Raw genomic sequence first — 23,651 nt, forward strand, 5'->3', positions numbered from 1 at the left:
TCAAGCGGGCAACGACATTCCGCGAGATCGTCGGCGCATGACGAATCACAGCGAAACGACTGGATCCATCGGCAACGAAGACAACGGCGGCGACAGCGACAAAGGTGACAACGGCGAAAGCGGTGACATCGCCTTCGAAACGTATGCGGGCCCGGCGGCAGAGCACCAGGTCACGCTCCGCTCCCCGGCCGAGCTCGCCGACGCCCTGCCCTACCTGCTCGGGTACCGGCCCGAGGACAGCATCGTCCTCGTCGCCCTGCACGACCACGGCGGGCGCGGCCGGTTCGGCGGCCGGGCCAGGCTCGGCATCCCGCCGAGCGGCGGCGACTGGCCGTCCGCGGCCCGGCAGCTCGCCCACGGCCTGATCACCGGCAGCGAGCGCCGGGGCGCGAAGCCCGAGCAGATGGTCGCCTTCCTGTGCCAGGAACCGGGTCCCGGCGAATCGGGGCACGACGTCAGGAGGAGGCTCGAGCCGCTCGCCCAGAAGCTGCGCACCGAGTGCGGCCGCCTCGACGTCCCGGTGATCGAGGCTCTGTGCATCTCCGACGGCCGCTTCTGGTCGTACTGCTGCCCGAACGAGAAGTGCTGCCCCGCCGCCGGGCTGCCCATGGGCCTGCCCGGCACCTCCGTCCTCGCAGCCGCGGCGGCCTACGCCGGGATCCAGGTGCGCGGCAGCCTGCGCGAGCTGCGGGCCAGGCTGCTCCCCTGGGAGGTCTCCGCGGCCCTGGAGCAGGAGGTCGCGCTGGACACCGCGGGGACGACCCTGGTGCCTCGCATCCTCCACGAGGAAAGCCGCACGGCGGTGGCGGAAGAGACGCTCGCCCTCGCGGAGCGCGTCATGCGGCGCCTCGCCGAGGCGCCGCGCGCGTCCGGCACCACGCCGGCGGACCTTCGCGACGACGGGCTGATCGGCCACGAGGAGGCCGCGGCCCTCATCCTCGGACTCCAGGACCGCACCACCCGCGACCGGGCGGCGGCCTGGATGGAGGGCGACGAGGCCGCCCCCGCGCTGCGCCTGTGGCGTGCCCTGGCCCGACGCTGCGTCGGGCCCTACGGCGAGCACGCGGCGGCGCCGCTCACCCTCGCCGGATGGGTCGCCTGGTCGACCGGCGACGGCGTGGAGGCCCGCGAAGCGCTGGCCATGGCCCTGGGCGCCGACCCCGACTACCTCTTCGCACGCCTCCTCCACCAGGCGTGCAACGAGGGCCTGGACCCGGAATCCATCCGCCGATGCCTCCGAGCGGAGCGCCGAGGCCGCCAGGAACCCGGCGGGCCGACCGCGGAAGCAGTGACAGCGCCGCCGCCCTGTGGCGATCCCACGGAGCCGGGGCCGCGTGACCTGAGTGCCGCGGCCGCCGGCACCCCGTCGGGAGAGCCCCGGCGACCTGGCTGCGGCGGTACCCGCTCGCCCGTATCGCCGCAGGCGGCGACCCGACGCAGGCGGCGGACCCGCGCGGGCCGACCGGCCCGCGAACTCTCCCGTGGCGGCACCCACCCCGGGAAGGACGCCCGCGCCGGGACATCGCGGGGAGATCGCGTCCACACATCCGGGGGGACCCGGCCCGGGACCGGGCGGGCGGCCGGACCCGCCTCCTCACGGACGGCGGGAGGGGCGTGTGCAGGCACCGCCCCGCAGGACGGCGGCAGCGGGTCCGGCCGGTCCGGGCAGGAGCCGGACGAGGGGAGCTGCGCGTACGAGGGCATCCCCGTCTGAGTGCCTGAGTGCCTGAGTGCCTGAGGGGGACGACGACGGATTCCGCGCACGATGCGGCCCCGTGCACCGGCGCACCGCTCAGCCGTCCCTGTGCCACCGCCGAACGGCGGGCTTTCCCGCCCCGGGCGTGACCCGGACGAGTCCGCCGCCGTTCACCTGAGTGGCGGAGCGCCGGGTCCGGGCGCCCCCCGCCGCACTTCCCGCACCCGTCCGGAGTCCGTGCCGGGCCCCGACGCCGTCCGAGGCCACCCCCGTACGCAGAGGAAGCCGCCCATGCCCCAGCCGACCTCCCCTCTCGCCGCCCCTCCCGTGGCTCCCGACGGGCCGTCATCACCGCCGCGCGCCGACGTGGCCCCGCGGCCACCCACGGGCCGCCCCGCGGGCGGAGTCACGAGCCCTCCACCACCCGTCCCCGGGGCGAGACCCCCGTACGCGCCGGGACCGCGGGGCGAGCGGCCGCCTACGGCGCCACCGCCTCCGAGCCCGTTCACGGACCTGCCGGCCACCCACGACACGATGATCTGCGCGGCCCTTCCCGGCCTCGCCGTCTCCACGCCCCAGGGGCAGCTCGGCGGCCGGGGACTGGAGGGGGTCTACCGGGCGGGCAGGCGCCTGCTCTCCCGCAACGTGCTCCGGGTCGCCGGACGGGAACCCCTCGTGGTCCAGACCCGGATGATCGCGGCCGACCGCGTCCGCTTCGTCGGTACGGTGCGCGCCGCCCCGGGCTCGGGGCCCGACCCCGACGTGGTCGTGGAGCGCACCCGGGACGCGGACGGCACGGAGCGGACCGTCCTGCGCAGCACTGCACTCCGCGCGCTGCGCCTGCCGGTGGAGATGGCGCTCGGCACGGATCTCGCGGAGCTGAGCGCGATCGCAGCGGGGCGGGCCGGCAGAGAACTGACTGCGACCGTAAGGGACTCGGGCCTGCACTGGACGAACGGCACCGTCGGTGTGTCGGTCACCGCGGATCCGCCACCTGCGGACGCGCTGGCCTCCGCGGGGCTGCTGCGCTGGGAGTTCGTTCTGCCACCGGGCGGCACCGTGGCGGTGGAACTTCGGGTGCGGCAGGACGGGGCGGGGCCGCTCCGCGCGGCGGGGCGGTCGGCGGCGAACCTCTTCGCCCCGGTCCAGGCGTTCGGCGACGACCCGGGCGTCCACACGCTCCTGCGCACCAGCATCGACGACCTTCAGGCGCTGCTGCTGCGCGATCCGGCGCACCCCGCGGATCTGCATCTCGCCGCTGGAGCGCCCTGGCGGTGCGGTCTCGCCCCGGCCGAGGCGCTCGCCGCCGCCCGCATGGCCCTGCCCCTGGGCACCCGGCTCGCGGCTGGCACCCTGCGCACCCTCGCGCGCACCCAACTGGCCGGCCCTGCATCGCAGTCCGGCATGATCCCCGGCCCCCGCAGGGACGCCGGCCCTCACCTCCCGCCCGTCTGCACCGCGACGGAGGCCACGCTGCTCTTCCCCGTCCTGCTGGCGGAGGCCCGCCGCTGGGGCCTGCCCGACCGGGAGACGGCGGAGCTGCTGCCGGCCGCCGAGCGCTGCCTGACATGGCTGCTGGCCTCCGTCCCGGACGGCACCTACCTGCCCGACACCCTGCCGGGGGGTCCCACGCGCTGCGAGACCCAGGCCCACGCACACCGCGCGGCCCTGCTCGGCGCCGATCTCCTCGATGCTTTCGGCCGGCCCGGCGGCGCCGAGCTGCGGCAGTGGGCCCAGTTGCTGCGGACCGCGTTCCGGAAGGACTTCTGGGCCGAGGACCGGGGCGGGGGCAGACCGGCCGCCGCACGCGGTCCGGACGGACGTCTCGTGCCGCATCTCGGCGCGGCTGCCGTGCACCTCCTCGACACCGGCCTGCTGGGTGGGGGAGAGCCGGCGCCAGGCCTCCTCGACAAGGTGCAGACGGAGCAGGTCGCCAGGCTGCTCGGGCATCCCGCGATGGACTCCGGCTGGGGACTGCGGAGCCTCGCCGTCGGCGAGCCGGGGCACAACCCCTTCGGGCATCGCGCCGGGGCGGTGCGCGTCCAGGAGACCGCCGCGGCGGTGACCGGCCTCGCCGCGGCGGGTCACGAGACGGAGGCGGGCGCCCTCCTGCGCGGCGTCATGGCGGCCGCGGGCTCCTTCGGTCACCGGCTGCCCGAGATGTACGCAGGGGAGCAGCGCACGGAGGGCAGTGCGCCCGTCCCCCACCCTGCCGCCTGCCGTCCGTCGGCGACGTCGGCAGCCTCCGTCGTGGCCCTGCTGACGGCCCTCGCGGGCATGCGCCCCGACGCACCGGCCCGTACGGTCACTCTCCGCCCGCTGCGCACCGCACCGCTGGGCGAGATCGGCCTCACCGGTCTGCGGGTGGCCGGTGCCCCTTTCTCGGTGCGGGTGAGCCGGCTGGGAGCGGCCCTGGTCGAGGAGGCGGCCGACGGTCTGCAACTGGGAGTGTGACCGCGGACGGCCGCCGGGGACGTGACGACGCCGCGGCGCGGGAGCGGGCGTGGCAGGAGCGACGCAGCGGACGAGTCGCCGAGGAGACCGACGGAGGGAGTGTTTATCGTCAGGAAGACGACTATGATCGCGGCATGCCCTACGACCCGTCAGCCTTTCCAGCCTTCGCCGTCACCGTGGACCTGGTCGTGCTGACCGTGCGCCGCCACGCCCTGTGTGCGCTGGCGGTGCGCCGGGGCGAGCCCCCCTTCCAGGGGCGGTGGGCGCTGCCCGGCGGCTTCGTCCGGGCCGACGAGGACCTGGAGCAGGCGGCGGCGCGTGAGCTGGCCGAGGAGACCGGGCTGTGCGCCCACGACCCGGACGTGCCCGCCCAGGACAACGGCGCCCATCTGGAACAGCTCGCCACCTACGGCGACCCCAAGCGGGACCCGCGCATGCGCGTCGTCAGTGTCGCGCACCTGGCCCTCGCCCCCGACCTGCCCGCCCCCCGCGCCGGAGGCGACGCCAGCAACGCACGCTGGGCGCCCGTCGAGGAACTGCTCCAGCAGAGCGGGTACGGCCGTGCCGGGGAAGCGGTCGCTCCGCTCGCCTTCGACCACACCCGGATCCTCGCGGACGGAGTGGAGCGCGCCCGTTCGAAGATCGAGTACTCGTCCCTGGCAACCGCGTTCTGTCCGCCGGAGTTCACCGTGGGTGAGCTGCGTCGTGTCTACGAGGCCGTATGGGGTGTGGCCCTCGACCCGCGGAACTTCCATCGCAAGGTGACCGGCACCCCCGGTTTCCTGGTGCCGACCGGGGGCACCACCACGCGTCAGGGCGGCCGTCCCGCCCAGCTCTTCCATGCGGGCGGAGCCACCCTGCTCAACCCGCCGATGCTGCGCCCCGAAGTCTGAGGACCGGGGGTCGTTCGGCGGGGTGTGTCGGCGTGCGGTGCGGCGGGGCCGGCGGGCCACGACGCACTCGCGGGGCGACCGGTGCGCCGAACGGGGCCGACGGACCCCCTGAGTTAACGTTCCTGCAGTCAGCCGGTGCGCGACGTGGCGATGAGGGAGGCTGCAGTCAACGCGCGCCGCGATACCGGATAAATGGGACATAACGCGCTATCTTGCTGCGAGTGATCCAGGCCTTCGGACTGACCAGCGACTCCCGTAAGGACCGTCCCCCCGCCGTCGACGACGTCTCCTTCGAAGCGCAGGCGGGCCGTGTGACCGCGCTCCTCGGGACGCCGGGTGCGGGAAAGACCACGACCCTCAGACTCATGCTCGAACTCCAACAAGGCCGTGGTCTGGCGTACTTCAGGGGTCGCCCCCTGCACCGCGTCCCCCACCCGGCCCGCGAGGTCGGCGTCCTGCTCGGCGATGTCCCGGGGCATCCGTCCCGCACCGTCCGCGGGCATCTGCGCATGCTCTGCGCCGCCGCGGGCCTGCCCGCCCGGCGCGCCGACGAGGTCCTGGAAGTCGTCGGGATCGTCAGCCTCCGCGACGAGCGGCTGGGCGTCCTGTCGCGGGGCATGGACCGCCGGTTGGGTCTGGCCTGTGTCCTGCTCACCGACCCGCACACCCTGGTCCTCGACGATCCGGCCGGCGGACTGTCCACCAAGGAGGGCCAGTGGGTGCACGCCATGCTGCGGGCCCACGCGAACGAGGGCGGCACGGTGCTGTTCACCACGGCCGACTCCAGGGAGGCGGCGCGCACGGCCGACCGCGTCGTCACCCTCGACCGCGGCCGGCTCGCCGCGGAGCAGGACGCGGCGGAGTTCGCCCGCACCCGGCTGCGCCCCCGGGTCGTCGTGCGCAGCCCGCATGCTGCCCGCCTCGCCGCCCTGCTGGCCAAGGAGGCCCGTACCGCTCGCCGCTCCGTCGAGGTCGTCCGGGAGGAAGGCAACCGTCTGTCCGTCTACGGCAGTACGTGCGCGGACATCGGCGAAGCGGCGTTCCGCCACGGCATTCTCATCCACAAACTCGCCGACGAGGTGCGGGACATGGGTCCGGGCGCGGGAACCGCCTCCCCGGACGCCGCGCAGGCCGCAGCTGAGCCGCTCCCGCACGGGGCACCGGCCGCGGCGGAGCCGTGCCCCGCGGCGGCCGAGGAACCCAGCCGGGAGAGCGGGGCCGCCGGGTCCGGCCGTCCAGGCGCGAGGCGTACGGAGTCCGGCGACCGGGGATCCGGCGATGCACCCGCCCCGCGTGGCGACCGGCCGGCCGTGGCCGCGGCGGAACACGTGCCGTCCGGAGCCCGTGCCTCGCACGCACCGCGGTCGCAGGCCGCCGAGCGCGCCCACGCCGACTCGGCCCTGCGGTCCGACGAGGGCCGGAGCGCACCCGGTCACGGTTCCGGCGACGGCATCGGTGCCGTCGCCGAGGGGGCCGTCCGTGCCCGCCGTGCGGACGGGCGGGCCTCCGGGCACGCCGAGTCGGTGGCTGCCGGCGCGCGTCGCGACACGACGTCCTCGGCCGACGCACGTACGGTCGGTGTCGACACCGCGTCCTCCGCGTCCACGCGCACAGGCCGTCCCGACGCGGCACCTGCCGGTGCCGCCTCCCCGACGCCGCGCGCCGCCGGTGCAGGCGCCGGCGGCACTGCTCTTTCCGACGGTGCCGCCACCGCTGCCGGCCGCGCCCACGGCTCCGTTCCGTCCGTGACGGGTACACCGTCCGGGATCTCCTTCCCGTACGTGACGGGTACACCGTCCGGGATCTCCTTCCCGTACGTGACGGGCACTCCGTCCGGGATCTCCTTCCCGTCCGTGGCGGACGTCCCGTCCGACGGCGACCGCCCGCACCGGGGTGCGCATCAGGCGTCCCCCACAGCCACGAGGACGTCGCAGACGGCGGGTATTCCGACCCCGCGTCCGGCGGACACCGCCCCGCCCGACCTCGTGTCCTCCCTTCCGCCTCCCATCTCCGTACGGCCCGGCCCGAAGCCTCTCCGTCCGCTGCGCTACGAGTTGCGTCGCGCGACCGGAATCAGCACGGGTTTTCTCATCAGTGCCGCGGTCCTCGGCGTTTCCGCCCTCATCGCCCTGGTCCTGGGGCGGCTCGGCCACACCGCACAGCCGCGCCTGCTGGCGGCCTGGCCCGACAGCCTGCCCCTGCCGCCCGCGGCCCTCGGTGCCGGACTGCTGGGTGCCCTCGCCTTCGGCGACGAGTTCCGCCACCCCGCTCTGGCGGCGGACCGCGGGTCGGTGCCCCGCCGGCTCGGGCTGCTCACCGCGAAACTGCTCGTCGCCACCTTCACCGGACTGCTGCTCGCCTTCCTCACCGTCGGATGCGACGCCGAAGTGCTCTACCTCGCCTACGGACGGGAGCTCACCGAAGTTCCCGGCGACTGGCTCGCCCCGACCGCGAGTTGGACCGGGCTCGTCGTGGGATGTGCCTGGGCCGGTGTCCTGGCCGCCGGACTGTTCCGCTCCACCACGGCCGGACTCGCGGCCGTGGTCGCCGTACCGGTGCTCGTGGTGCCCGTGCTGGCGAAGGTCCTCACCGGGGCGAACGCGCGCGCGGCGGCCGGTCTCCCCTTCCGGCTGCGACGGACGTTCCTGCTCCAGTGGCCCTTCGGAGGGGACCGCTATCTCGCCGCAGCGGTGCGGGTCGTCGCCCAACCCGTGGGTGGCGCGCTGACCTTGTCGCTGGTCGCGCTGTTGTCCGCCTATCTGCTGACCACTCTGCGGAACAGGGCGGGGTGAACGCCCTTCGTGCCGATTCGGTCGTGCCGTGTGCGCAACTCCACGGGTACCGCGCATTTCTTTCCGATAAGGCGTCAATTGCGACGAAGGGAGCGATCACCCTTTCGTGTGCTTTTCACCAAAGACCTCAAGGGAGTTGGAGACAGCGCCGACAAAGGATCCGTGAGTACCCTTGCGCACACCATGATGACCGCCGCCCGTTCCTCAGACTCCGGCCTCGTCGGTCCGGGCGGACTCGACCGCTACCCCTACGCGGAGTCGCCCGTCCCCGACCGCGTGGGAGCCCCGTCCTGGGACGGACCCGATCAGGAGCTGGGCCGTGTCGGCCGCCGCCCCTCGGGCAACCGCGGCCGCGGACTGCACGGCCAACTCGTTCAGCAGCTGGGTCAGATGATCGTCTCCGGCGACCTGGGCGCCGACCGCCCCCTGGTGCCCGAGGAGATCGGCCAGCGCTTCGAGGTCTCCCGCACCGTCGTCCGCGAGTCACTCCGAGTCCTGGAGGCCAAGGGCCTGGTCAGCGCCCGCCCCAATGTGGGCACGCGGGTGCGCCCGGTCAGCGACTGGAACCTCCTGGACCCGGACATCATCGAGTGGCGGGCCTTCGGGCCGCAGCGCGACGACCAGCGTCGCGAGCTGAACGAGCTGCGCTGGACGATCGAGCCGCTCGCCGCTCGCCTTGCCGCCGGACACGGCCGCGAGGACGTGCAGCAGCGCCTCGTCGACATGGTCGAGATCATGGGCCATGCCCTGGCACAGGGTGACGCCCTCACGTTCTCCCGTGCGGACACCGAGTTCCACACCCTGCTCATCCAGGTCGCCGGCAACCGCATGCTGGAGCACCTGTCCGGGATCGTCTCCGCGGCCCTCCAGGTGTCCGGCGGCCCGGTCACCGGGTGCGAGCGGCCCAACGACAGCTCCCTGGCGCAGCACGCCCGCATCGCCGACGCGCTCGCCGCGGGCGACGGCGCGGCGGCGGAAGCCGCGATGCGCCAGTTGCTGACGGTGCACCCCGAGGTCGAGCGGGTGGTCCCCGCTCCGCGCGAGCACTGAAACAGTCGGGCACGGGCCGGGCTCTGCCGTCCTCTCGAGCGGACGGCACGCCCGGGCTCGGCCGGCCGTGCCACCCCGCCCGGCCGCGCACCGCATCCTGCAGGACCGCCGGGTCTCCCACGTCGGCGGCGGAGTCCGCGGGCGATGATGGGGTGAGCGACGGGTGGACCTCTCTCCGGCGGGTACCTGGAGGCTCGGCGGACCCTCTCCCACTGCCGCAAGTGTTCTTATTTGGCCATGTCTGACCGTTTTTGAGCGCTTACGGGGTGTGACTCGGGCCACGCAGATTGGGCGTAACGCTCGTGGGGGCAGCGCGATGACCTAAGAGGTGACAGCCGCGGAGGGAATACGGACGCCGTTCATGGCGCTGTGCATCTCCCCGGCCCCTGCCCGCGCCGTCGGCCCAATCCCCAGGCCGGTGGTCGGCCTCTGTCCTCTGCGGACGGGGCCGGAAGCCGTTTTCCAACGTTTCGAGAGGTTGTTCGTGTCGGCCAGCACATCCCGTACGCTCCCGCCGGAGATCGCCGAGTCCGTCTCTGTCATGGCGCTCATCGAGCGGGGAAAGGCTGAGGGGCAGATCGCCGGCGACGATGTGCGTCGGGCCTTCGAAGCTGACCAGATTCCGGCCACTCAGTGGAAGAACGTACTGCGCAGCCTCAACCAGATCCTCGAGGAAGAGGGTGTGACGCTGATGGTCAGTGCCGCGGAGCCCAACAAGCGCACCCGCAAGAGCGTCGCAGCGAAGAGCCCGGCCAAGCGCACCGCCACCAAGACGGTCGCGGCCAAGACGGTGACGACCCGGAAGGCCACCGCGGCCACGCCCTCGGCGGCGCCCGCCGTCGCCGACACGCCGGTCGAGGACGACGCCCCGAAGAAGGCCGCCGCCAAGAAGACGACCGCCGCCAAGAAGACCGCGGCGAAGAAGACCACGGCCACCGCCAAGAAGACGGCGGCCAAGAAGACGACTGCCGGCAAGAAGGACGACGCCGAGCTGATCGAGGACGAGGTCATCGAGGAGGCCAAGGGCACCGAGGAGCCCGAGGGCACCGAGAACGCCGGCTTCGTACTCTCGGACGAGGACGAGGACGACGCGCCGGCGCAGCAGGTCGCCGCCGCCGGTGCCACCGCCGACCCCGTCAAGGACTACCTCAAGCAGATCGGCAAGGTCCCCCTGCTCAACGCCGAGCAGGAGGTCGAGCTGGCCAAGCGCATCGAGGCGGGTCTCTTCGCCGAGGACAAGCTGGCCAACGCCGACAAGCTCGCGCCCAAGCTCAAGCGTGAGCTGGAGATCATCGCCGAGGACGGCCGCCGCGCCAAGAACCACCTCCTGGAGGCCAACCTCCGTCTGGTGGTCTCCCTGGCCAAGCGCTACACCGGCCGCGGCATGCTCTTCCTGGACCTCATCCAGGAAGGCAACCTCGGTCTGATCCGCGCGGTGGAGAAGTTCGACTACACCAAGGGCTACAAGTTCTCCACGTACGCCACCTGGTGGATCCGTCAGGCGATCACCCGCGCCATGGCGGACCAGGCCCGCACCATCCGCATCCCCGTGCACATGGTCGAGGTCATCAACAAGCTTGCGCGCGTCCAGCGCCAGATGCTCCAGGACCTGGGCCGCGAGCCCACTCCGGAGGAGCTGGCCAAGGAGCTCGACATGACCCCGGAGAAGGTCATCGAGGTCCAGAAGTACGGCCGCGAGCCCATCTCCCTGCACACGCCGCTGGGCGAGGACGGCGACAGCGAGTTCGGTGACCTCATCGAGGACTCCGAGGCCGTCGTGCCTGCCGACGCGGTCAGCTTCACGCTGCTGCAGGAGCAGCTCCACTCGGTCCTCGACACGCTGTCCGAGCGTGAGGCGGGCGTGGTCTCCATGCGCTTCGGCCTCACCGACGGTCAGCCGAAGACCCTCGACGAGATCGGCAAGGTCTACGGCGTGACGCGTGAGCGCATCCGCCAGATCGAGTCCAAGACCATGTCGAAGCTGCGTCACCCGTCGCGTTCGCAGGTGCTGCGCGACTACCTCGACTAGGTCGCGACGCCGTAGGCGGAAGGCCCGGATCCCTTCTGGGGAACCGGGCCTTCGTGCTGCGCACCCGGGCACCGTGGATGACTCTGGGTCTCCGATCATCACCCGGAGCGAGGAGTGCGTATGCGACGCCGTATTGCCCGAGCACTGGCCCGGCCGCTGGTCATGGCGGCCGCCGCGACCGCGATACCGCTGGTCACGGCCGCCCCCGTGGTGGCCGACAGTGTGGTCGTCGGCGGCTTCCCCGTGGACGTCTCGACCAGCCCGTGGACCGTGGCCCTCTCCAGTCGTGACCGGTTCGGGGGTACGCGCGCGGGACAGTTCTGCGGAGGAGTGGCGGTCGGCCGGACCACCGTCCTCACCGCGGCCCACTGCATGGGGCGGGACGTGGTGGGCGCACCACCGACGAGTGACCTGAAGGTCATCAGCGGCCGTACGGACCTGCTCTCCACGGAGGGCAAGGAGGTGCCCGTCCGCAGCACCTGGGTCAACCCGCACTACGACCCCACCACCAACGGCGGCGACTTCGCCGTGCTCACCCTTTCCGAGCCGCTGCCGAGCAGTGCGGTCATCCCGATGGCGGGCGCGGGTGACCCGGCGTACGCACCGGGCACCGGCGCCACGGTCTACGGCTGGGGCGACACCAACGGGACCGCTGCCTATGCGCACCACCTGTACGCCGCGCAGATGCACGTCCTGCCCGACGCCGACTGCGAGCACGCCTACCCGGGCACCAGCGACGGCACCTATCTGAAGCAGAGCATGCTGTGCGCGGGAGAGAAAGCCGGCGGCAAGGACGCCTGCCAGGGGGACAGCGGAGGGCCGCTGGTGGCGAAGGGGCGCCTGATCGGTCTGGTGTCGTGGGGGAGCGGCTGCGGCCGTCCCGGCGACCCGGGGGTCTATACGCGTCTCTCCGACGTCGTACGGACGCTCGGTGAGCAGACCGGCGGAACTGCCCGGCGGTCCTCCGCCGGCGGGGCCTGACTCCGGGCCGTGGGCGCCGCGGCACCGCTGGACGAGAACATCACGACGACGGGCGGCCGTTCCTGCGGGTCAGGGGCGGCCGCCCGTCGCGCCGGCCTCGGTGCCGGCCCTGGCTCGTCGTGCGAGGTGTCAGCGCTCGTCGTCGGACGCGGATTCGGGAACGGAGGTCAGGCGCTCGGTCTCGTCCTGTATCTCAGCGGCGATCTTCTTGAGTTCCGGCTCGAACTTGCGGCCGTGGTGGGCGCAGAACAGCAGTTCTCCGCCGCTCAGCAGGACGACGCGCAGGTACGCCTGGGCGCCGCAGCGGTCGCATCGATCAGCGGCCGTCAGCGGGCTCGCGGGGGTCAGAACAGTAGTCACGTCGCCTCTTCTCTAGCTCGACGAGCTGTCGTACCAGGGTCAACATCCAACCAGTCTCGAACGTTCCCGCTCGTGGCTTTCCCTCGAAAAAATCTCCCCGAGGTGGTCGGCTGCTGCCGGTTTGGCGGCGAATGTGCCGTATTGCGTTTCTGTGTGTCTTACGGTTTCGCGCTGTCGGTCATGGTCGGTCCTCCCGGCTGGGTTGCCGGTTGTTCATGAGGACGTGCCCGGAGCCTAAATGGTTCATGCCCGGAAGGGAACGTGATTCGTGCTTCACTCCATGGTGGGATCGAACATCCATACGACTCTCTACTAGTCTGGGTCTCTGCCGAGGGTTGCGTTACAAGGGCTCTACCAGGCCTCGGTACCCTCTGAGCGGCTACCGAAGCCGCGCCCTTCCCCCTGAGGGCCCCATCAGAATTCAGCGAGGAGCGAACCGCGTGACCGCCGAGACGTCCGTGCCGTCCACAGCGCTGCTGGCAGGAGCAGACCGGGACGGTTCCAACTACACCGCGCGGCACCTGCTCGTCCTCGAGGGCCTCGAGGCCGTGCGCAAGCGCCCGGGCATGTACATCGGCTCGACCGACAGCCGCGGTCTGATGCACTGCCTGTGGGAGATCATCGACAACTCCGTGGACGAGGCCCTGGGCGGCTACTGCGACCACATCGAGGTGATCCTCCACGACGACGGCTCCGTGGAGGTGCGGGACAACGGCCGGGGCATCCCGGTCGACGTCGAGCCCAAGACCGGCCTGTCCGGCATCGAGGTCGTCATGACCAAGCTGCACGCCGGCGGCAAGTTCGGCGGCGGCTCCTACGCGGCCTCCGGCGGTCTGCACGGCGTCGGCGCCTCCGTGGTCAACGCCCTGTCGGCCCGACTCGACGTCGAGGTGGACCGCGGCGGCCACAGCCATGCCATCAGCTTCCGCCGCGGCGTGCCCGGAGCCTTCACCGGCACCGGTCCCGACGCCAAGTTCGAGGCCAAGGGCGGACTGCGCAAGGTCAGGAAGATCCCCAAGAGCCGCACCGGCACGCGCGTGCGGTACTGGACGGACCGGCAGATCTTCCTCAAGGATGCCCGGCTCGCCCTGGACACCCTGCACCAGCGGGCCCGCCAGACGGCGTTCCTCGTCCCCGGCCTGACCCTCGTGGTCCGCGACGAGTACGGCCTCGGCGACGGCGGCAGCAAGGGCGAGGAGTCCTTCCGTTTCGACGGTGGCATCAGCGAGTTCTGCGAGTACCTGGCCGAGGACCGGCCGGTCTGCGACGTGCTCCGCTTCACCGGCCACGGCACCTTCAAGGAGACCGTCCCGGTCCTCGACGACCACGGCCAGATGACGCCCACCGAGGTCACCCGCGAGCTCGGCGTGGACGTCGCGCTGCGCTGGGGCACGGGCTACGAGACCAAGCTGCGGTCCTTCGTCAACATCATCGCCACGCCCAAGGGCGGCACCCACCTCGCCGGCTTCGAGCAGGCCGTCGCCAAGACGATGAACGAAGTGCTGCGCGCCAAGAAGCTGCTGCGTGTCGCCGAGGACGACATCGTCAAGGACGACGCCCTGGAGGGCCTCACCGCGGTCGTGACCGTCCGCCTGGCCGAGCCGCAGTTCGAGGGCCAGACCAAGGAGGTCCTCGGCACCTCCGCGGCCCGCCGCATCGTGAACACCGTGGTGGCCAAGGAGCTCAAGGCGTTCCTGACCTCCACCAAGCGCGACGCGGCCCAGCAGGCCCGGGTGGTCCTGGAGAAGGCCGTCGCCGCCGCCCGCACCCGTATCGCGGCGCGCCAGCACAAGGACGCCCAGCGCCGCAAGACGGCCCTGGAGTCCTCCTCGCTGCCCGCGAAGCTGGCCGACTGCCGCAGCGACGACGTCGACCGCAGCGAGCTGTTCATCGTCGAGGGCGACTCCGCGCTCGGCACCGCCAAGCTCGCCCGGAACTCCGAGTTCCAGGCGCTGCTGCCGATCCGCGGCAAGATCCTCAACGTCCAGAAGTCGTCCGTCACCGACATGCTGAAGAACGCCGAGTGCGGCGCGATCATCCAGGTCATAGGAGCGGGGTCCGGACGGACCTTCGACCTGGACACGGCCCGGTACGGCAAGATCATCATGATGACCGACGCCGACGTGGACGGCTCCCACATCCGCACCCTGCTCCTTACGCTGTTCCACCGCTACATGCGGCCCATGGTCGAAGCGGGCCGGGTGTTCGCCGCGGTGCCGCCGCTGCACCGCATCGAGCTGATCCAGCCCAAGCGGGGCCAGGACAAGTACGTGTACACGTACTCGGACCGGGAGCTGCGCGACCGGCTGCTGGAGTTCCAGAGCAAGGGCATCCGCTACAAGGACTCCATCCAGCGGTACAAGGGCCTCGGCGAGATGGACGCCGACCAGCTGGCCGAGACGACCATGGACCCGCGCCACCGCACGCTGCGCCGGATCAACCTCTCCGACCTGGAGGCGGCCGAGCAGGTCTTCGACCTGCTGATGGGCAACGACGTGGCGCCCCGCAAGGAGTTCATCGCCAGCTCCGCGGCGACGCTGGACCGCTCCCGCATCGACGCCTAGTAACGGCGCCCGGTCCCCTTTCCTGCGTCTTCCGTGCCCGACACCGGCACCTGCGTGGGAAGGGGGCCGGGCGTCTTCGTCCCGAGGCGTCCGCGCCGCGCTCCGCCGTGCTCTCCACCCGTGGGTGGAGAGTCGGCCCGGTCCGAATCCACCCGTGATCCACCTCCGCTCCGATCATGCGGGCCGCGGATCTCCGTAGCGTCGAAGGCGTCGGCGGCACACGGCCGCCGGCCTCCCCTTCCGCTCACGGAGGCACAGATGTCCGGGCTGGTCAACGCTCTGGTGATCGCGGCCGTCGCGGCCCTGGTGATCTCGCGGCAGTTCCGCGCACGGCGGTTCGACGCCGACCGGCGCTGGTGGCTGCTGCCCCTGATCCTGACGGTCGTCGCGCTCCGCGAACCCGGCCTGATCGACACCCGCCACCGCACCGAGTCCGTCGCCCTGCTCGCCGTGGAACTGCTCGTCGGCCTCGCCATCGGTGCGGGCTGGGCCTGGACCAGCCGGATATGGGTGGAGGCGGACGGCGCCGTGTGGACCAAGGGCACCAGGGCCGCCGCGGCGGTCTGGGTCGTCGGGGTCGCGGTCCGTGTCGGCCTCTTCGGCGTCGGCAGGGTGCTGGACGTGCATCAGAACAGCTCCGCCCTCACCCTCGCCCTGGGCGGCACGTTGCTGGTCCGCTCCGGAGTCCTGGCCTGGCGCGCGCAGACGCTGGCCGGAGCGGCCGTCCGGGCCGCGGCGTACGGTGACGGCACCCCCCGGTCGGCCGACGACACGGCCCGCCTCGCGTGGAAGGAACGCGTGTGACGGAGAACGCCTGGCTCCGCTGGCCCTCACGCGAAGCGCTCGGACGGGTCGGTGTCTCGCGCCCGCGGCGGATGCTCGCCTGGGGCACGAGGACGGTGGTCCTCGGCGTGCTCCTCGGGGGCGTCTTCACCGGAGGCCGCGTCCATGGCTGGGGTGTCGCCGGGGCTGCAGCCCTGGTCGCCGCGGCCGCCGCGCTCGCCTGGGCCTTCTTCCGCACCACGCTCGCCCACCGGCTCCGGCCCTCCCTCCTCCTGATCTGCCTGCTGCTGGCCGTCGCGGTCGGAGCGCAGGCGGCGGGCTTCCGGGTGCCGGCCCTGGTCGTCTGGTGCGGCTGCGGTGTCGCCGCGCTGGAGCGCCTGCCCCTCGCGGCCGCCCTGCCCGTCACCTCCGTCGCCCTCGCCTCGTACGCGACGGTGAACAACGACATGTGGCTGACCACCGCCGCCACGACCGGGGGCCTCGCCCTCGCCGGATACGTCCTGCGGCTGGACGCGGAGGCCCGCGGGCAGGCGGAGCGGCTGCTCGCCCAGGAGCGGGCGGCACGGGCCGCGGAGGCGGAGTCGGCGGCGCTGGCGGAGCGGGCCCGCATCGCACGGGAGATCCACGACGTGCTGGCCCACAGCCTCTCCGCCCAGCTCGTGCACCTGGAGGCGGCCCGGCTGCTGATCGAGCGGGACGCCGACCGCGAGCAGATCCTCGAACGCGTCGTCGCGGCCCGGGGGATGGCCCGGGACGGCCTGTCCGAGACCCGGCAGGCACTCAGCGCCCTGCGCGGCGAACTGACCCCGCTGGAGGACTACCTCGACTCGCTCGTGGGGCTGGACCACGGGGCCGAGGTCACCGTCACGGGTGAACGCAGAAGCCTGCCGGCCGAGGCGTCTCAGGCCGTGCGCCGGGTCGCCCAGGAGGCGCTGACCAACGCCCGCAAGCACGCCCCGGGCGCCCGGGTGCAGGTCCGGCTCGACTACGGGGAGCACCAAGTGACCCTGGCCGTCCGGGACTCGGGCGGCACGCCGGGCGAGCTCACCGGCGCCGGCGGAGGATACGGTCTGCTCGGCATGCGCGAGCGTGCCGAGCTGCTGGGCGGCTCGCTCGAGGCGGGGCCGCAGGAGGGAGGGTTCGCGGTGACGCTGAAGGTGCCGGTATGACGCAGGAGCCGGACAGGAAGCCCGCGCGGGTGGTGGTCGCGGACGACCAGACCGTCGTACGGGAGGGCATCGTCATGCTGCTGGGACTGCTCCCCGGGGTCGAGGTCGTCGGGTCCGCCGGCGACGGCGACGAGGCGGTGAGGCTCGTCGCGGAGCTCGCTCCGGACGTCGTGCTGATGGATCTGCGCATGCCGCGCTGCGACGGGGTCGAGGCCACACGCCGGATCCGCCGGGAGCACCCGGGGACGCAGGTGGTGATCCTCACGACGTTCGGGGACGACGACTCCCTCTTCCCCGCCCTCCGAGCGGGTGCGCGGGGCTATCTCACCAAGGACGCAGGCGGCGAGGAGATCGTCAGGGCGGTGGAGAGCGTGCTGTCGGGGGACGCAGGGCTCTCGCCGAGCATCCAGCGGCGGCTGCTGGAGCGGCTCTCGGGCCCCGAGCCCCGGCCCGCCCCGCCGGCCGAGGCGCCGGACGGGCTGACCACGCGGGAGACGGAGGTGCTGGGGCTGATCGCCGAGGGACTGACCAACCAGGAGATCGCCCGCGCGCTGCACGTGTCGCCCGCGACGGTGAAGACCCACATCAACAACCTCTTCGCGAAGACGGGCCTCAGGGACCGTGCGCAGGCGGTGCGTTACGCCTACGCGAAGGGGCTGGTAAGACCGCCCACGGGGTGAGTCACCTGATGGGGTGAAGACCTCGGGGAAGAGAAGTCGGGGATCCACCCGTTCTGTCCATCCTTGGGCATGCAGTCAAGCAACGGTCGTTCCCGCGGCGGCGGTGAGGGTCCCGAGAGCACGGCGGAGAGCCGTGAGGGTCGGGACCCGGCACGCGGAGACATGAGGTATCGCGACCCCTGGTACGACGCACTGGCCTCCGGCTGGGGCGAGGGGGACGGCGCGGGCGTTCCGGCCGCGACGGTGCCGGCGGCGCGCCGGGAGGGCCGGCCCGGCCGGTCCGCGGGCGCGGCGGCGGACGTGTACCTGGAAGTTCAGCGCAGTGCCGCGTTCCAGGAGGTGCGCAGCCGGTACCGGAGGTTCGTGGTGCCGGTGGTGGCGGTGTTCCTCGCCTGGTACGTGGCGTATGTCGTGGCGGCGACCGCCGCGCCCGGGTTCATGGCCCGACCCGTGGCGGGCGCGGTGAACGTGGCGATGGTGGCCGGGCTGGGCCAGTTCCTCAGCACGTTCCTGCTGGCCTGGGCCTACGCCCGGCACGCGCGGCTGCGGCGCGACCGGGCGGCGCTGGAGCTGCGCTGGGACACCCAGGAGCTGACGCGCGGGGTACGGGGCGGTGTCCTGTGACGGTCGATCATCAGACCCTGGCACTGGTGTTGTTCAGTGCCTTCGTCGCGGTCACGCTGGGGATCACGACCTGGGTGAGCCGTCACCGGCACGGCTCGGCGGAGGAGTTCTATGCCGGGGGGCGGTTGTTCTCGCCCATGGAAAATGGTTTTGCCATCGCGGGCGACTACATGTCGGCAGCGTCCTTCCTCGGCATCGGTGGACTCATCGCCCTGTTCGGCTACGACGGGGTGCTGTACGCCGTGGGCTTCCTGGTGGCCTGGCTGGTGGTGCTGTTCCTGGTCGCCGAACTGGTGCGGAACTGCGGCCGGTTCACCCTGGCCGACGTCGTCGCGGCCCGGATGAGCGAGCGCCCGGTGCGGATCGCGGCGGGCGTCTCCTCGGTCACGGTGTCGGTGCTGTACCTGGTGGCGCAGATGGTCGGTGCGGGCAGCCTGGTGGGCCTGCTCCTGGGCCGGACCGGAACCGGGGCGCAGATCTGGACCGTCATCGGGGTCGGGGCGCTGATGGTGATCTACGTGTCCCTGGGCGGGATGCGGGCCACCACCTGGATCCAGATCGTCAAGGCGGTGCTGCTGCTCGGCGGCGCCGTCGTGCTGACCGTTCTGGTGCTGGTGAGGTTCCACGGTGATCTGGACCGCCTGCTGCTCGGTGCCGCCGCGCGCAGCGGCCACGGGGACGCGTTCCTGGCGCCGGGCCTGAAGTACGGCGGGAACTGGACCGCGCGGCTGGACTTCATCAGCCTCGGCCTCGCGCTGGTGCTGGGCACCGCGGGGCTGCCGCACATCCTGTCGCGCTTCTACACGGTGCCGACCGCGCGGGCCGCCCGCCGCTCGGTCATCTGGTCCATCGGACTCATCGGCGGCTTCTACCTGATGACGATCGTCCTCGGTTTCGGGGCGGCGGCCATCGTGGGCCCGGAGGCCGTGCGGCGTTCCAACGCGGCCGGGAACACCGCCGTCCCGCTGCTCGCGCTCGACCTCGGCGGCGGCGCGGACTCCACCGGCGGCACGGTGCTGTTCGCGGTGGTCGCCGCCGTCGCCTTCGCCACGATCCTCGCCGTGGTCGCGGGGATCACCCTGGCGTCCTCGGCGTCGGTGGCCCACGACCTGTACGCGTCGCTGCGGCGCCCGGGCGGCCGGCAGCGCAGCGAGGTCGCCGTCGCGCGGGTCGCGGCCGTGGGCGTGGGGGTGGTCGCGATCGCGCTCGGCCTGCTCACCCGCGATCTGAACGTCGCCTTCCTGGTCGGCCTGGCCTTCGCCGTGGCCGCGTCGGCGAACCTGCCCGTGCTGATGTACTCGCTGTTCTGGCGCGGTTTCACCACCCGCGGCGCCGTGTGGGCCGTGTACGGCGGGCTGGTGCCGGCGCTGGTGCTGGTCCTGCTGTCTCCGGTGGTGTCCGGCAGTCCGGAGTCGCTGTTCCCGGGCCTCGACTTCCAGTACTTCCCGCTGCAGAACCCGGGCATCGTCTCGGTGCCGCTCGGTTTCCTGGCCGGCTGGCTGGGCACGGTCACCTCCGCCGAACTGCCGGACGAGGCCAAGCACGCGGAGACGGAGGTCCGGTCGCTGACCGGCGCGGGCGCCGTCTGAGGTCGTGCCTGCGTCACCGCAGAGGTACCGGGGCCCGGTGTCGTGCCGGGTGCGTGGGGTGCCCGGGTTGCCGCGGCCGGTCTGGGCGTGCGGCTGGTGCTGTGGCCGGAAAGGTTCACCGGCTCGCGGCGTCCGGCACGGCAGCTCGCCGCGTTGTCGCCTCACCCGGGTACATCCCGTACGCGGGCGACGCTCCGCCGTGCGATGCTCCCCCACAGCCTGAACGGCGTGGGAGGTGCCCCCGGCACCGGACGCCGCGAGCTACCCGGCACACCCTTCCGGCCACAGCGCTAGGGGGCCACCCAGGCGTAGCGGTGTTCCGGCCGTCCCGTGTCGCCGTACCTGAGGGAGAGCCGGAGCCGTCCGACCTGTTCCAGGCGGCGCAGGTAGCGCTGGGCGGTCGAGCGGCTCAGGCCGGTGCGGGCGGCCACCTCGTGGGCCGACAGCGGCTGGGCCGCCCAGCGCAGCACCCCGCAGATGAGGTCCGTGGTCGGCTCCGAGTGGCCACTGGGCAGCCCGGGGGCCGGTGGCGCGGACGTGGTGCGCAGCGCCCCGAAGATCCGGTCCACCTGCTCCTGCCCGGCCGGTCCGCGGCCGCCGACGCGGTCGACGGTGCGGCACAGGGCGGCGTAGGAGTCCAGGCGGGTCCGCAACGCGGCGAAGGTGAACGGTTTGACCAGATAGTGCAGCGCCCCCAGGCGCATCGCCTGCTGCACGGTGGCGACGTCGCCGGCCGCCGTGATCATGATGACGTCGGTGCCGCGGCCCTGTTCCCGCATACGGTGCACGAGGTCCAGCCCGGTCCGGTCCGGGAGGTAGTGGTCGAGCAGGACCAGGTCGATCCGGCCGCGTTCCACGGCGGCCAGCGCCTGCGCGGCGCTGTGCGCGCGGGCGGTCACCCGGAAGCCGGGAACCTTCTCCACGTACTTGGCGTTGATCTCGGCGACACGGAAGTCGTCGTCGACCACCAGGACGTCAATCATCGGGGCTCTTTCCCTCAGGGCCTGGCTCACGTCACGCCCATGTTTCGGCTCCGTTGTTGTAGCGCGAGCAGAACGAGCACAACAGGTGCTTGCGAGCAAAAGAACGCCTTGCGCCCACAAGACTGCTGCTGTGGTCCGGGCCACACCTACTGTCCGGGCCATGAGCGCAGACACCAGCCCCGCCATCGAGCTGCGGGGCGCCGGCAAGATCTTCAAGACCCCGTCGGGGGGCCTGCACACCGCGGTCAGGGACCTCGACCTGACGGTGGGGCGTGGCGAGTTCGTGGCCGTGGTCGGTCCCACCGGCTGCGGCAAGTCCACCACGCTGACCCTGGTCAGCGGCCTGGAGGAGCCCACCGAGGGCGAAGTCCTGGTGGCCGGGGAGCCGGTCCGCGGCGTCGGCGACAAGGTCGGCTTCGTGTTCCAGCAGGACGCCACCTTCCCCTGGCGCACCGTGCTGTCCAACGTGGTGGCCGGGCCGCGTTTCCGCGGCGTCCCGAAGGCGGAGGCGAAGGAGAAGGCCCGTGCCTGGCTGGCGCGGGTCGGCCTCACCGCCTTCGAGGACCGCTACCCGCACCAGCTCTCCGGCGGGCAGCGCAAGCGCGTCGCCCTCGCCGCCACCTTCGTCAACGACCCCGAGATCCTGCTGATGGACGAGCCGTTCTCGGCACTCGACGTGCAGACCCGGGCGCTGATGTCGGACGAGCTGATGGAGCTGTGGGCGGGGACCGGCGCCTCGGTCGTCTTCGTCACCCACGACCTGGAGGAGTCCATCGCGCTGGCCGACAAGGTCGTCGTGATGACGGCGGGGCCCGCGACCGTGAAGCAGGTCTTCGACATCGGCCTGCCGCGGCCGCGCAAGGTCGAGGAGGTGCGCCTGGAACCGCAGTTCGTCGAGATCTACCGTGAGATCTGGGAGTCCCTCGGCGAAGAGGTCCGCATCACCCGTGAGCGGGGTGCCGCCCATGTCGCCTGAGGTCCTCAGCTCCCCGGTCGCCGACACGGTCAAGACCCCCGACCGGGCACACACCCGGGCGCGGGCCGCCCGCCGTCGAAGGGCCGTCGTGGCGGCGGTGCGCGTGCTGCTGCTGGTCGTCGTGCTCGGCCTGTGGGAGGCGCTCTCCCGGGCCGAGGTCATCGACCCGTTCAACTTCTCGATGCCCTCGCAGATCTGGGACCAGATCTGGACCTGGATCACCCACGGCACGGCGCTCGGCTCCCTGGGGGAGCAGATCTGGTACACGCTCCACGAGGCCCTGCTCGGCTGGGTGTTCGGCGTCGTCGCCGGTGTCGTCCTCGGCATCGCGCTCGGCCGGATCGCCCTGCTGGCCGACGTCCTCGGCCCGTACATCAAGGTGCTCAACTCCATACCGCGGATCGTGCTCGCCCCGATCTTCGTGATCTGGTTCGGGCTGGGGCCGGCCTCCAAGGTCGCCTCCGCGGTGGTCCTCGTCTTCTTCCCGGTGTTCTTCAACGCCTTCCAGGGAGCCCGCGAGGTCGACCGGAACCTGGTGGCCAACGCGCGGATCCTCGGTGCCAGTGACCGCCGGGTGACCCTGCAGGTCGTCATCCCGTCGGCGACGTCGTGGATCTTCACCAGCCTCCATGTCAGCTTCGGCTTCGCGCTGATCGGCGCGATCGTCGGCGAGTACATCGGCGCGACCAAGGGCATCGGGCTGCTCGTCGCCCAGTCCCAGGGCACCTTCAACGCCGGCGGTGTGTACGCGGCGATGGTCATCCTCGCCGCGGTCGCCCTGGTCGCCGAGGGGCTGCTCACCTTCGCCGAGCGCCGCGTCTTCCGCTGGAAGCCCGCCGACTCCGGACACTGACGGTCCGGCAGCAGCCGACAAGGTTCCCCTCCTCCCGTACCGCCCTCTCACAAGGACGTGAACTCCCATGCGCAAGACCAGAATGGCGGCGTCCGCCGCCGCCTGCCTCCTCGCCCTCTCCTCGCTCACCGCCTGCGCCAACGACGCGGCCGGCTCGGCCTCCGACTCCGGCAACGGCTCCGGCGGCAAGGGCGAGCACGTCAAGATCATGGTCGGCGGGCTGGACAAGGTCATCTACCTGCCCGCGATGCTGACCCAGCGGCTCGGCTTCTTCGGCGCGGAGGGGCTCGACGTCCAGCTGCTGAGCGAACCCGCCGGTGTCCAGGCGGAGACCGCGCTCGTCTCCGGCCAGGTCCAGGGGGCCGTCGGCTTCTACGACCACACCCTCGACCTCCAGGTGAAGGGGAAGTCCGTCGAGTCCGTGGTGCAGTTCTCGCACGCGCCCGGCGAGGTGGAGGTCGTCTCGCAGAAGACGGCCGGCACGATCACGTCGCCGAAGGACTTCAAGGGCAAGAAGCTCGGCGTCACCGGCCTCGGCTCCTCGACCGACTTCCTCACCAAGTACCTCGCGGTCAAGAACGGTGTGAACGTCAGCGACTTCACCCCGGTCGCCGTCGGTGCCGGGCCGACCTTCATCTCCGCCCTCCAGAAGGGTTCCATCGACGGCGGCATGACGACCGACCCGACCGTGGCGACGATCCTGCAGAAGAAGGCGGGCCGGATTCTCCTCGACATGCGGACCCCGGAGGGCTCGCAGCAGGCGCTCGGCGGGCCGTACCCGTCGTCCAGCCTGTACATGCAGACGGACTGGGTCAACAGCCACAAGGACACCGTCCAGAAGCTGGTCAATGCATTCGTCAAGACACTCACGTGGATGTCCACGCACAGCGCCTCGGAGATCGCCGCCAAGATGCCCGCCGACTACTCCCAGGGCGACAGGACGCTGTACGCGGAGGCGATCAAGAGCACGCTGCCGATGTTCACCAAGGACGGTGTGATGCCCGCCGGCGGTCCCGAGACCGTGGAGAAGGTCCTCAAGGCGTTCAACCCGAGCATCAAGAACGCCAAGGTCGACCTCGCCAAGACCTACACGACCGAGTTCGCCGAGAAGTCGGCCGGCTGACATCCGCGTCCCTGAGGGGCGCGGTTTCTTCCCCCGCTCCCACGGGCCGTGC

The 23,651-nt window shown here is 72.2% G+C and carries 18 protein-coding genes; 16 read left to right on the plus strand and 2 right to left on the minus strand.

The features are described from left to right. Positions 1-37: 37 nt before the first annotated feature. The 7 genes from P3H78_RS06720 (at position 38) to P3H78_RS06750 (ending at position 11,895) form a co-directional block, all read left to right on the plus strand. Positions 38-1,714 carry a DUF4192 domain-containing protein gene (locus tag P3H78_RS06720; protein WP_276107882.1) on the plus strand — a complete coding sequence of 559 codons (1,677 nt, stop codon included), beginning with the start codon at positions 38-40 and terminating at the stop codon, positions 1,712-1,714. A 516-nt stretch (positions 1,715-2,230) separates the two neighbouring features. Beyond that, positions 2,231-4,150: a glycogen debranching N-terminal domain-containing protein gene (locus P3H78_RS06725; protein ID WP_276107883.1), complete on the plus strand. Its 1,920-nt coding sequence runs from the start codon at positions 2,231-2,233 to the stop codon at positions 4,148-4,150. 134 nt (positions 4,151-4,284) lie between these two features. Then, on the plus strand, positions 4,285-5,043 hold the full coding sequence (locus tag P3H78_RS06730) for an NUDIX hydrolase (RefSeq protein WP_276107884.1): 759 nt from the start codon (positions 4,285-4,287) through the stop codon (positions 5,041-5,043). Between the two features lie 221 nt (positions 5,044-5,264). Next, on the plus strand, positions 5,265-7,835 hold the full coding sequence (locus tag P3H78_RS06735) for an ABC transporter ATP-binding protein (RefSeq protein ID WP_276107885.1): 2,571 nt from the start codon (positions 5,265-5,267) through the stop codon (positions 7,833-7,835). 162 nt (positions 7,836-7,997) lie between these two features. Beyond that, a complete protein-coding gene (locus P3H78_RS06740) occupies positions 7,998-8,885 on the plus strand; it encodes a FadR/GntR family transcriptional regulator (RefSeq protein WP_276107886.1) in 888 nt (295 codons plus the stop codon). A 484-nt stretch (positions 8,886-9,369) separates the two neighbouring features. Further along, complete coding sequence (locus tag P3H78_RS06745; protein ID WP_276107887.1) at positions 9,370-10,914, plus strand: RNA polymerase sigma factor; 1,545 nt, start codon at positions 9,370-9,372, stop codon at positions 10,912-10,914. Between the two features lie 120 nt (positions 10,915-11,034). Then, positions 11,035-11,895 (plus strand): S1 family peptidase, encoded by an 861-nt coding sequence (locus P3H78_RS06750; protein WP_276107888.1) that lies wholly within the window; start codon positions 11,035-11,037, stop codon positions 11,893-11,895. A gap of 129 nt (positions 11,896-12,024) precedes the next feature. On the opposite strand, the gene P3H78_RS06755 is transcribed toward P3H78_RS06750, so the two are convergent. Then, positions 12,025-12,255 (minus strand): DUF7455 domain-containing protein, encoded by a 231-nt coding sequence (locus P3H78_RS06755; RefSeq protein ID WP_276107889.1) that lies wholly within the window; start codon positions 12,253-12,255, stop codon positions 12,025-12,027. Between the two features lie 440 nt (positions 12,256-12,695). Between P3H78_RS06755 and P3H78_RS06760 the strand changes: the two genes are divergently transcribed. From P3H78_RS06760 to P3H78_RS06785, 6 genes are all read left to right on the plus strand, one after another. Then, positions 12,696-14,819 carry a DNA gyrase/topoisomerase IV subunit B gene (locus tag P3H78_RS06760; RefSeq protein ID WP_276107890.1) on the plus strand — a complete coding sequence of 708 codons (2,124 nt, stop codon included), beginning with the start codon at positions 12,696-12,698 and terminating at the stop codon, positions 14,817-14,819. A gap of 258 nt (positions 14,820-15,077) precedes the next feature. Then, on the plus strand, positions 15,078-15,623 hold the full coding sequence (locus P3H78_RS06765) for a CcdC protein domain-containing protein (protein ID WP_276107891.1): 546 nt from the start codon (positions 15,078-15,080) through the stop codon (positions 15,621-15,623). Then, positions 15,620-16,771: a sensor histidine kinase gene (locus tag P3H78_RS06770; RefSeq protein ID WP_276107892.1), complete on the plus strand. Its 1,152-nt coding sequence runs from the start codon at positions 15,620-15,622 to the stop codon at positions 16,769-16,771. Before P3H78_RS06765 ends, P3H78_RS06770 begins: the two co-directional genes overlap by 4 nt. After that, positions 16,768-17,451, plus strand: coding sequence for a response regulator transcription factor (locus P3H78_RS06775; RefSeq protein ID WP_276107893.1), 684 nt, complete (start codon positions 16,768-16,770; stop codon positions 17,449-17,451). The genes P3H78_RS06770 and P3H78_RS06775 overlap by 4 nt, the downstream gene beginning before the upstream one ends. 69 nt (positions 17,452-17,520) lie before the next feature. Continuing rightward, the gene (locus P3H78_RS06780; RefSeq protein ID WP_276107894.1) at positions 17,521-18,075 is read left to right on the plus strand and encodes a DUF485 domain-containing protein; all 555 of its coding nucleotides are present in this window, start codon (positions 17,521-17,523) and stop codon (positions 18,073-18,075) included. After that, on the plus strand, positions 18,072-19,664 hold the full coding sequence (locus P3H78_RS06785; RefSeq protein ID WP_276107895.1) for a monocarboxylic acid transporter: 1,593 nt from the start codon (positions 18,072-18,074) through the stop codon (positions 19,662-19,664). Before P3H78_RS06780 ends, P3H78_RS06785 begins: the two co-directional genes overlap by 4 nt. Positions 19,665-19,954: 290 nt before the next feature. Here P3H78_RS06785 and P3H78_RS06790 read toward each other — a convergent pair whose 3' ends face one another. After that, positions 19,955-20,647, minus strand: a complete 693-nt coding sequence (locus P3H78_RS06790; protein WP_276107896.1) for a response regulator — start codon at positions 20,645-20,647, stop codon at positions 19,955-19,957. 160 nt (positions 20,648-20,807) lie between these two features. Here P3H78_RS06790 and P3H78_RS06795 point away from each other — a divergent pair, with 160 nt between their 5' ends. From P3H78_RS06795 to P3H78_RS06805, 3 genes are all read left to right on the plus strand, one after another. Further along, the gene (locus tag P3H78_RS06795) at positions 20,808-21,623 is read left to right on the plus strand and encodes an ABC transporter ATP-binding protein (RefSeq protein WP_276107897.1); all 816 of its coding nucleotides are present in this window, start codon (positions 20,808-20,810) and stop codon (positions 21,621-21,623) included. Continuing rightward, positions 21,613-22,476, plus strand: coding sequence for an ABC transporter permease (locus P3H78_RS06800; RefSeq protein ID WP_276107898.1), 864 nt, complete (start codon positions 21,613-21,615; stop codon positions 22,474-22,476). Before P3H78_RS06795 ends, P3H78_RS06800 begins: the two co-directional genes overlap by 11 nt. 67 nt (positions 22,477-22,543) lie before the next feature. Then, a complete protein-coding gene (locus tag P3H78_RS06805) occupies positions 22,544-23,599 on the plus strand; it encodes an ABC transporter substrate-binding protein (RefSeq protein ID WP_276107899.1) in 1,056 nt (351 codons plus the stop codon). Positions 23,600-23,651: the final 52 nt, after the last annotated feature.

The organism is Streptomyces tropicalis, from assembly GCF_029269835.1.
Taxonomy (GTDB): Bacteria; Actinomycetota; Actinomycetes; order Streptomycetales; family Streptomycetaceae; genus Streptomyces; species Streptomyces tropicalis.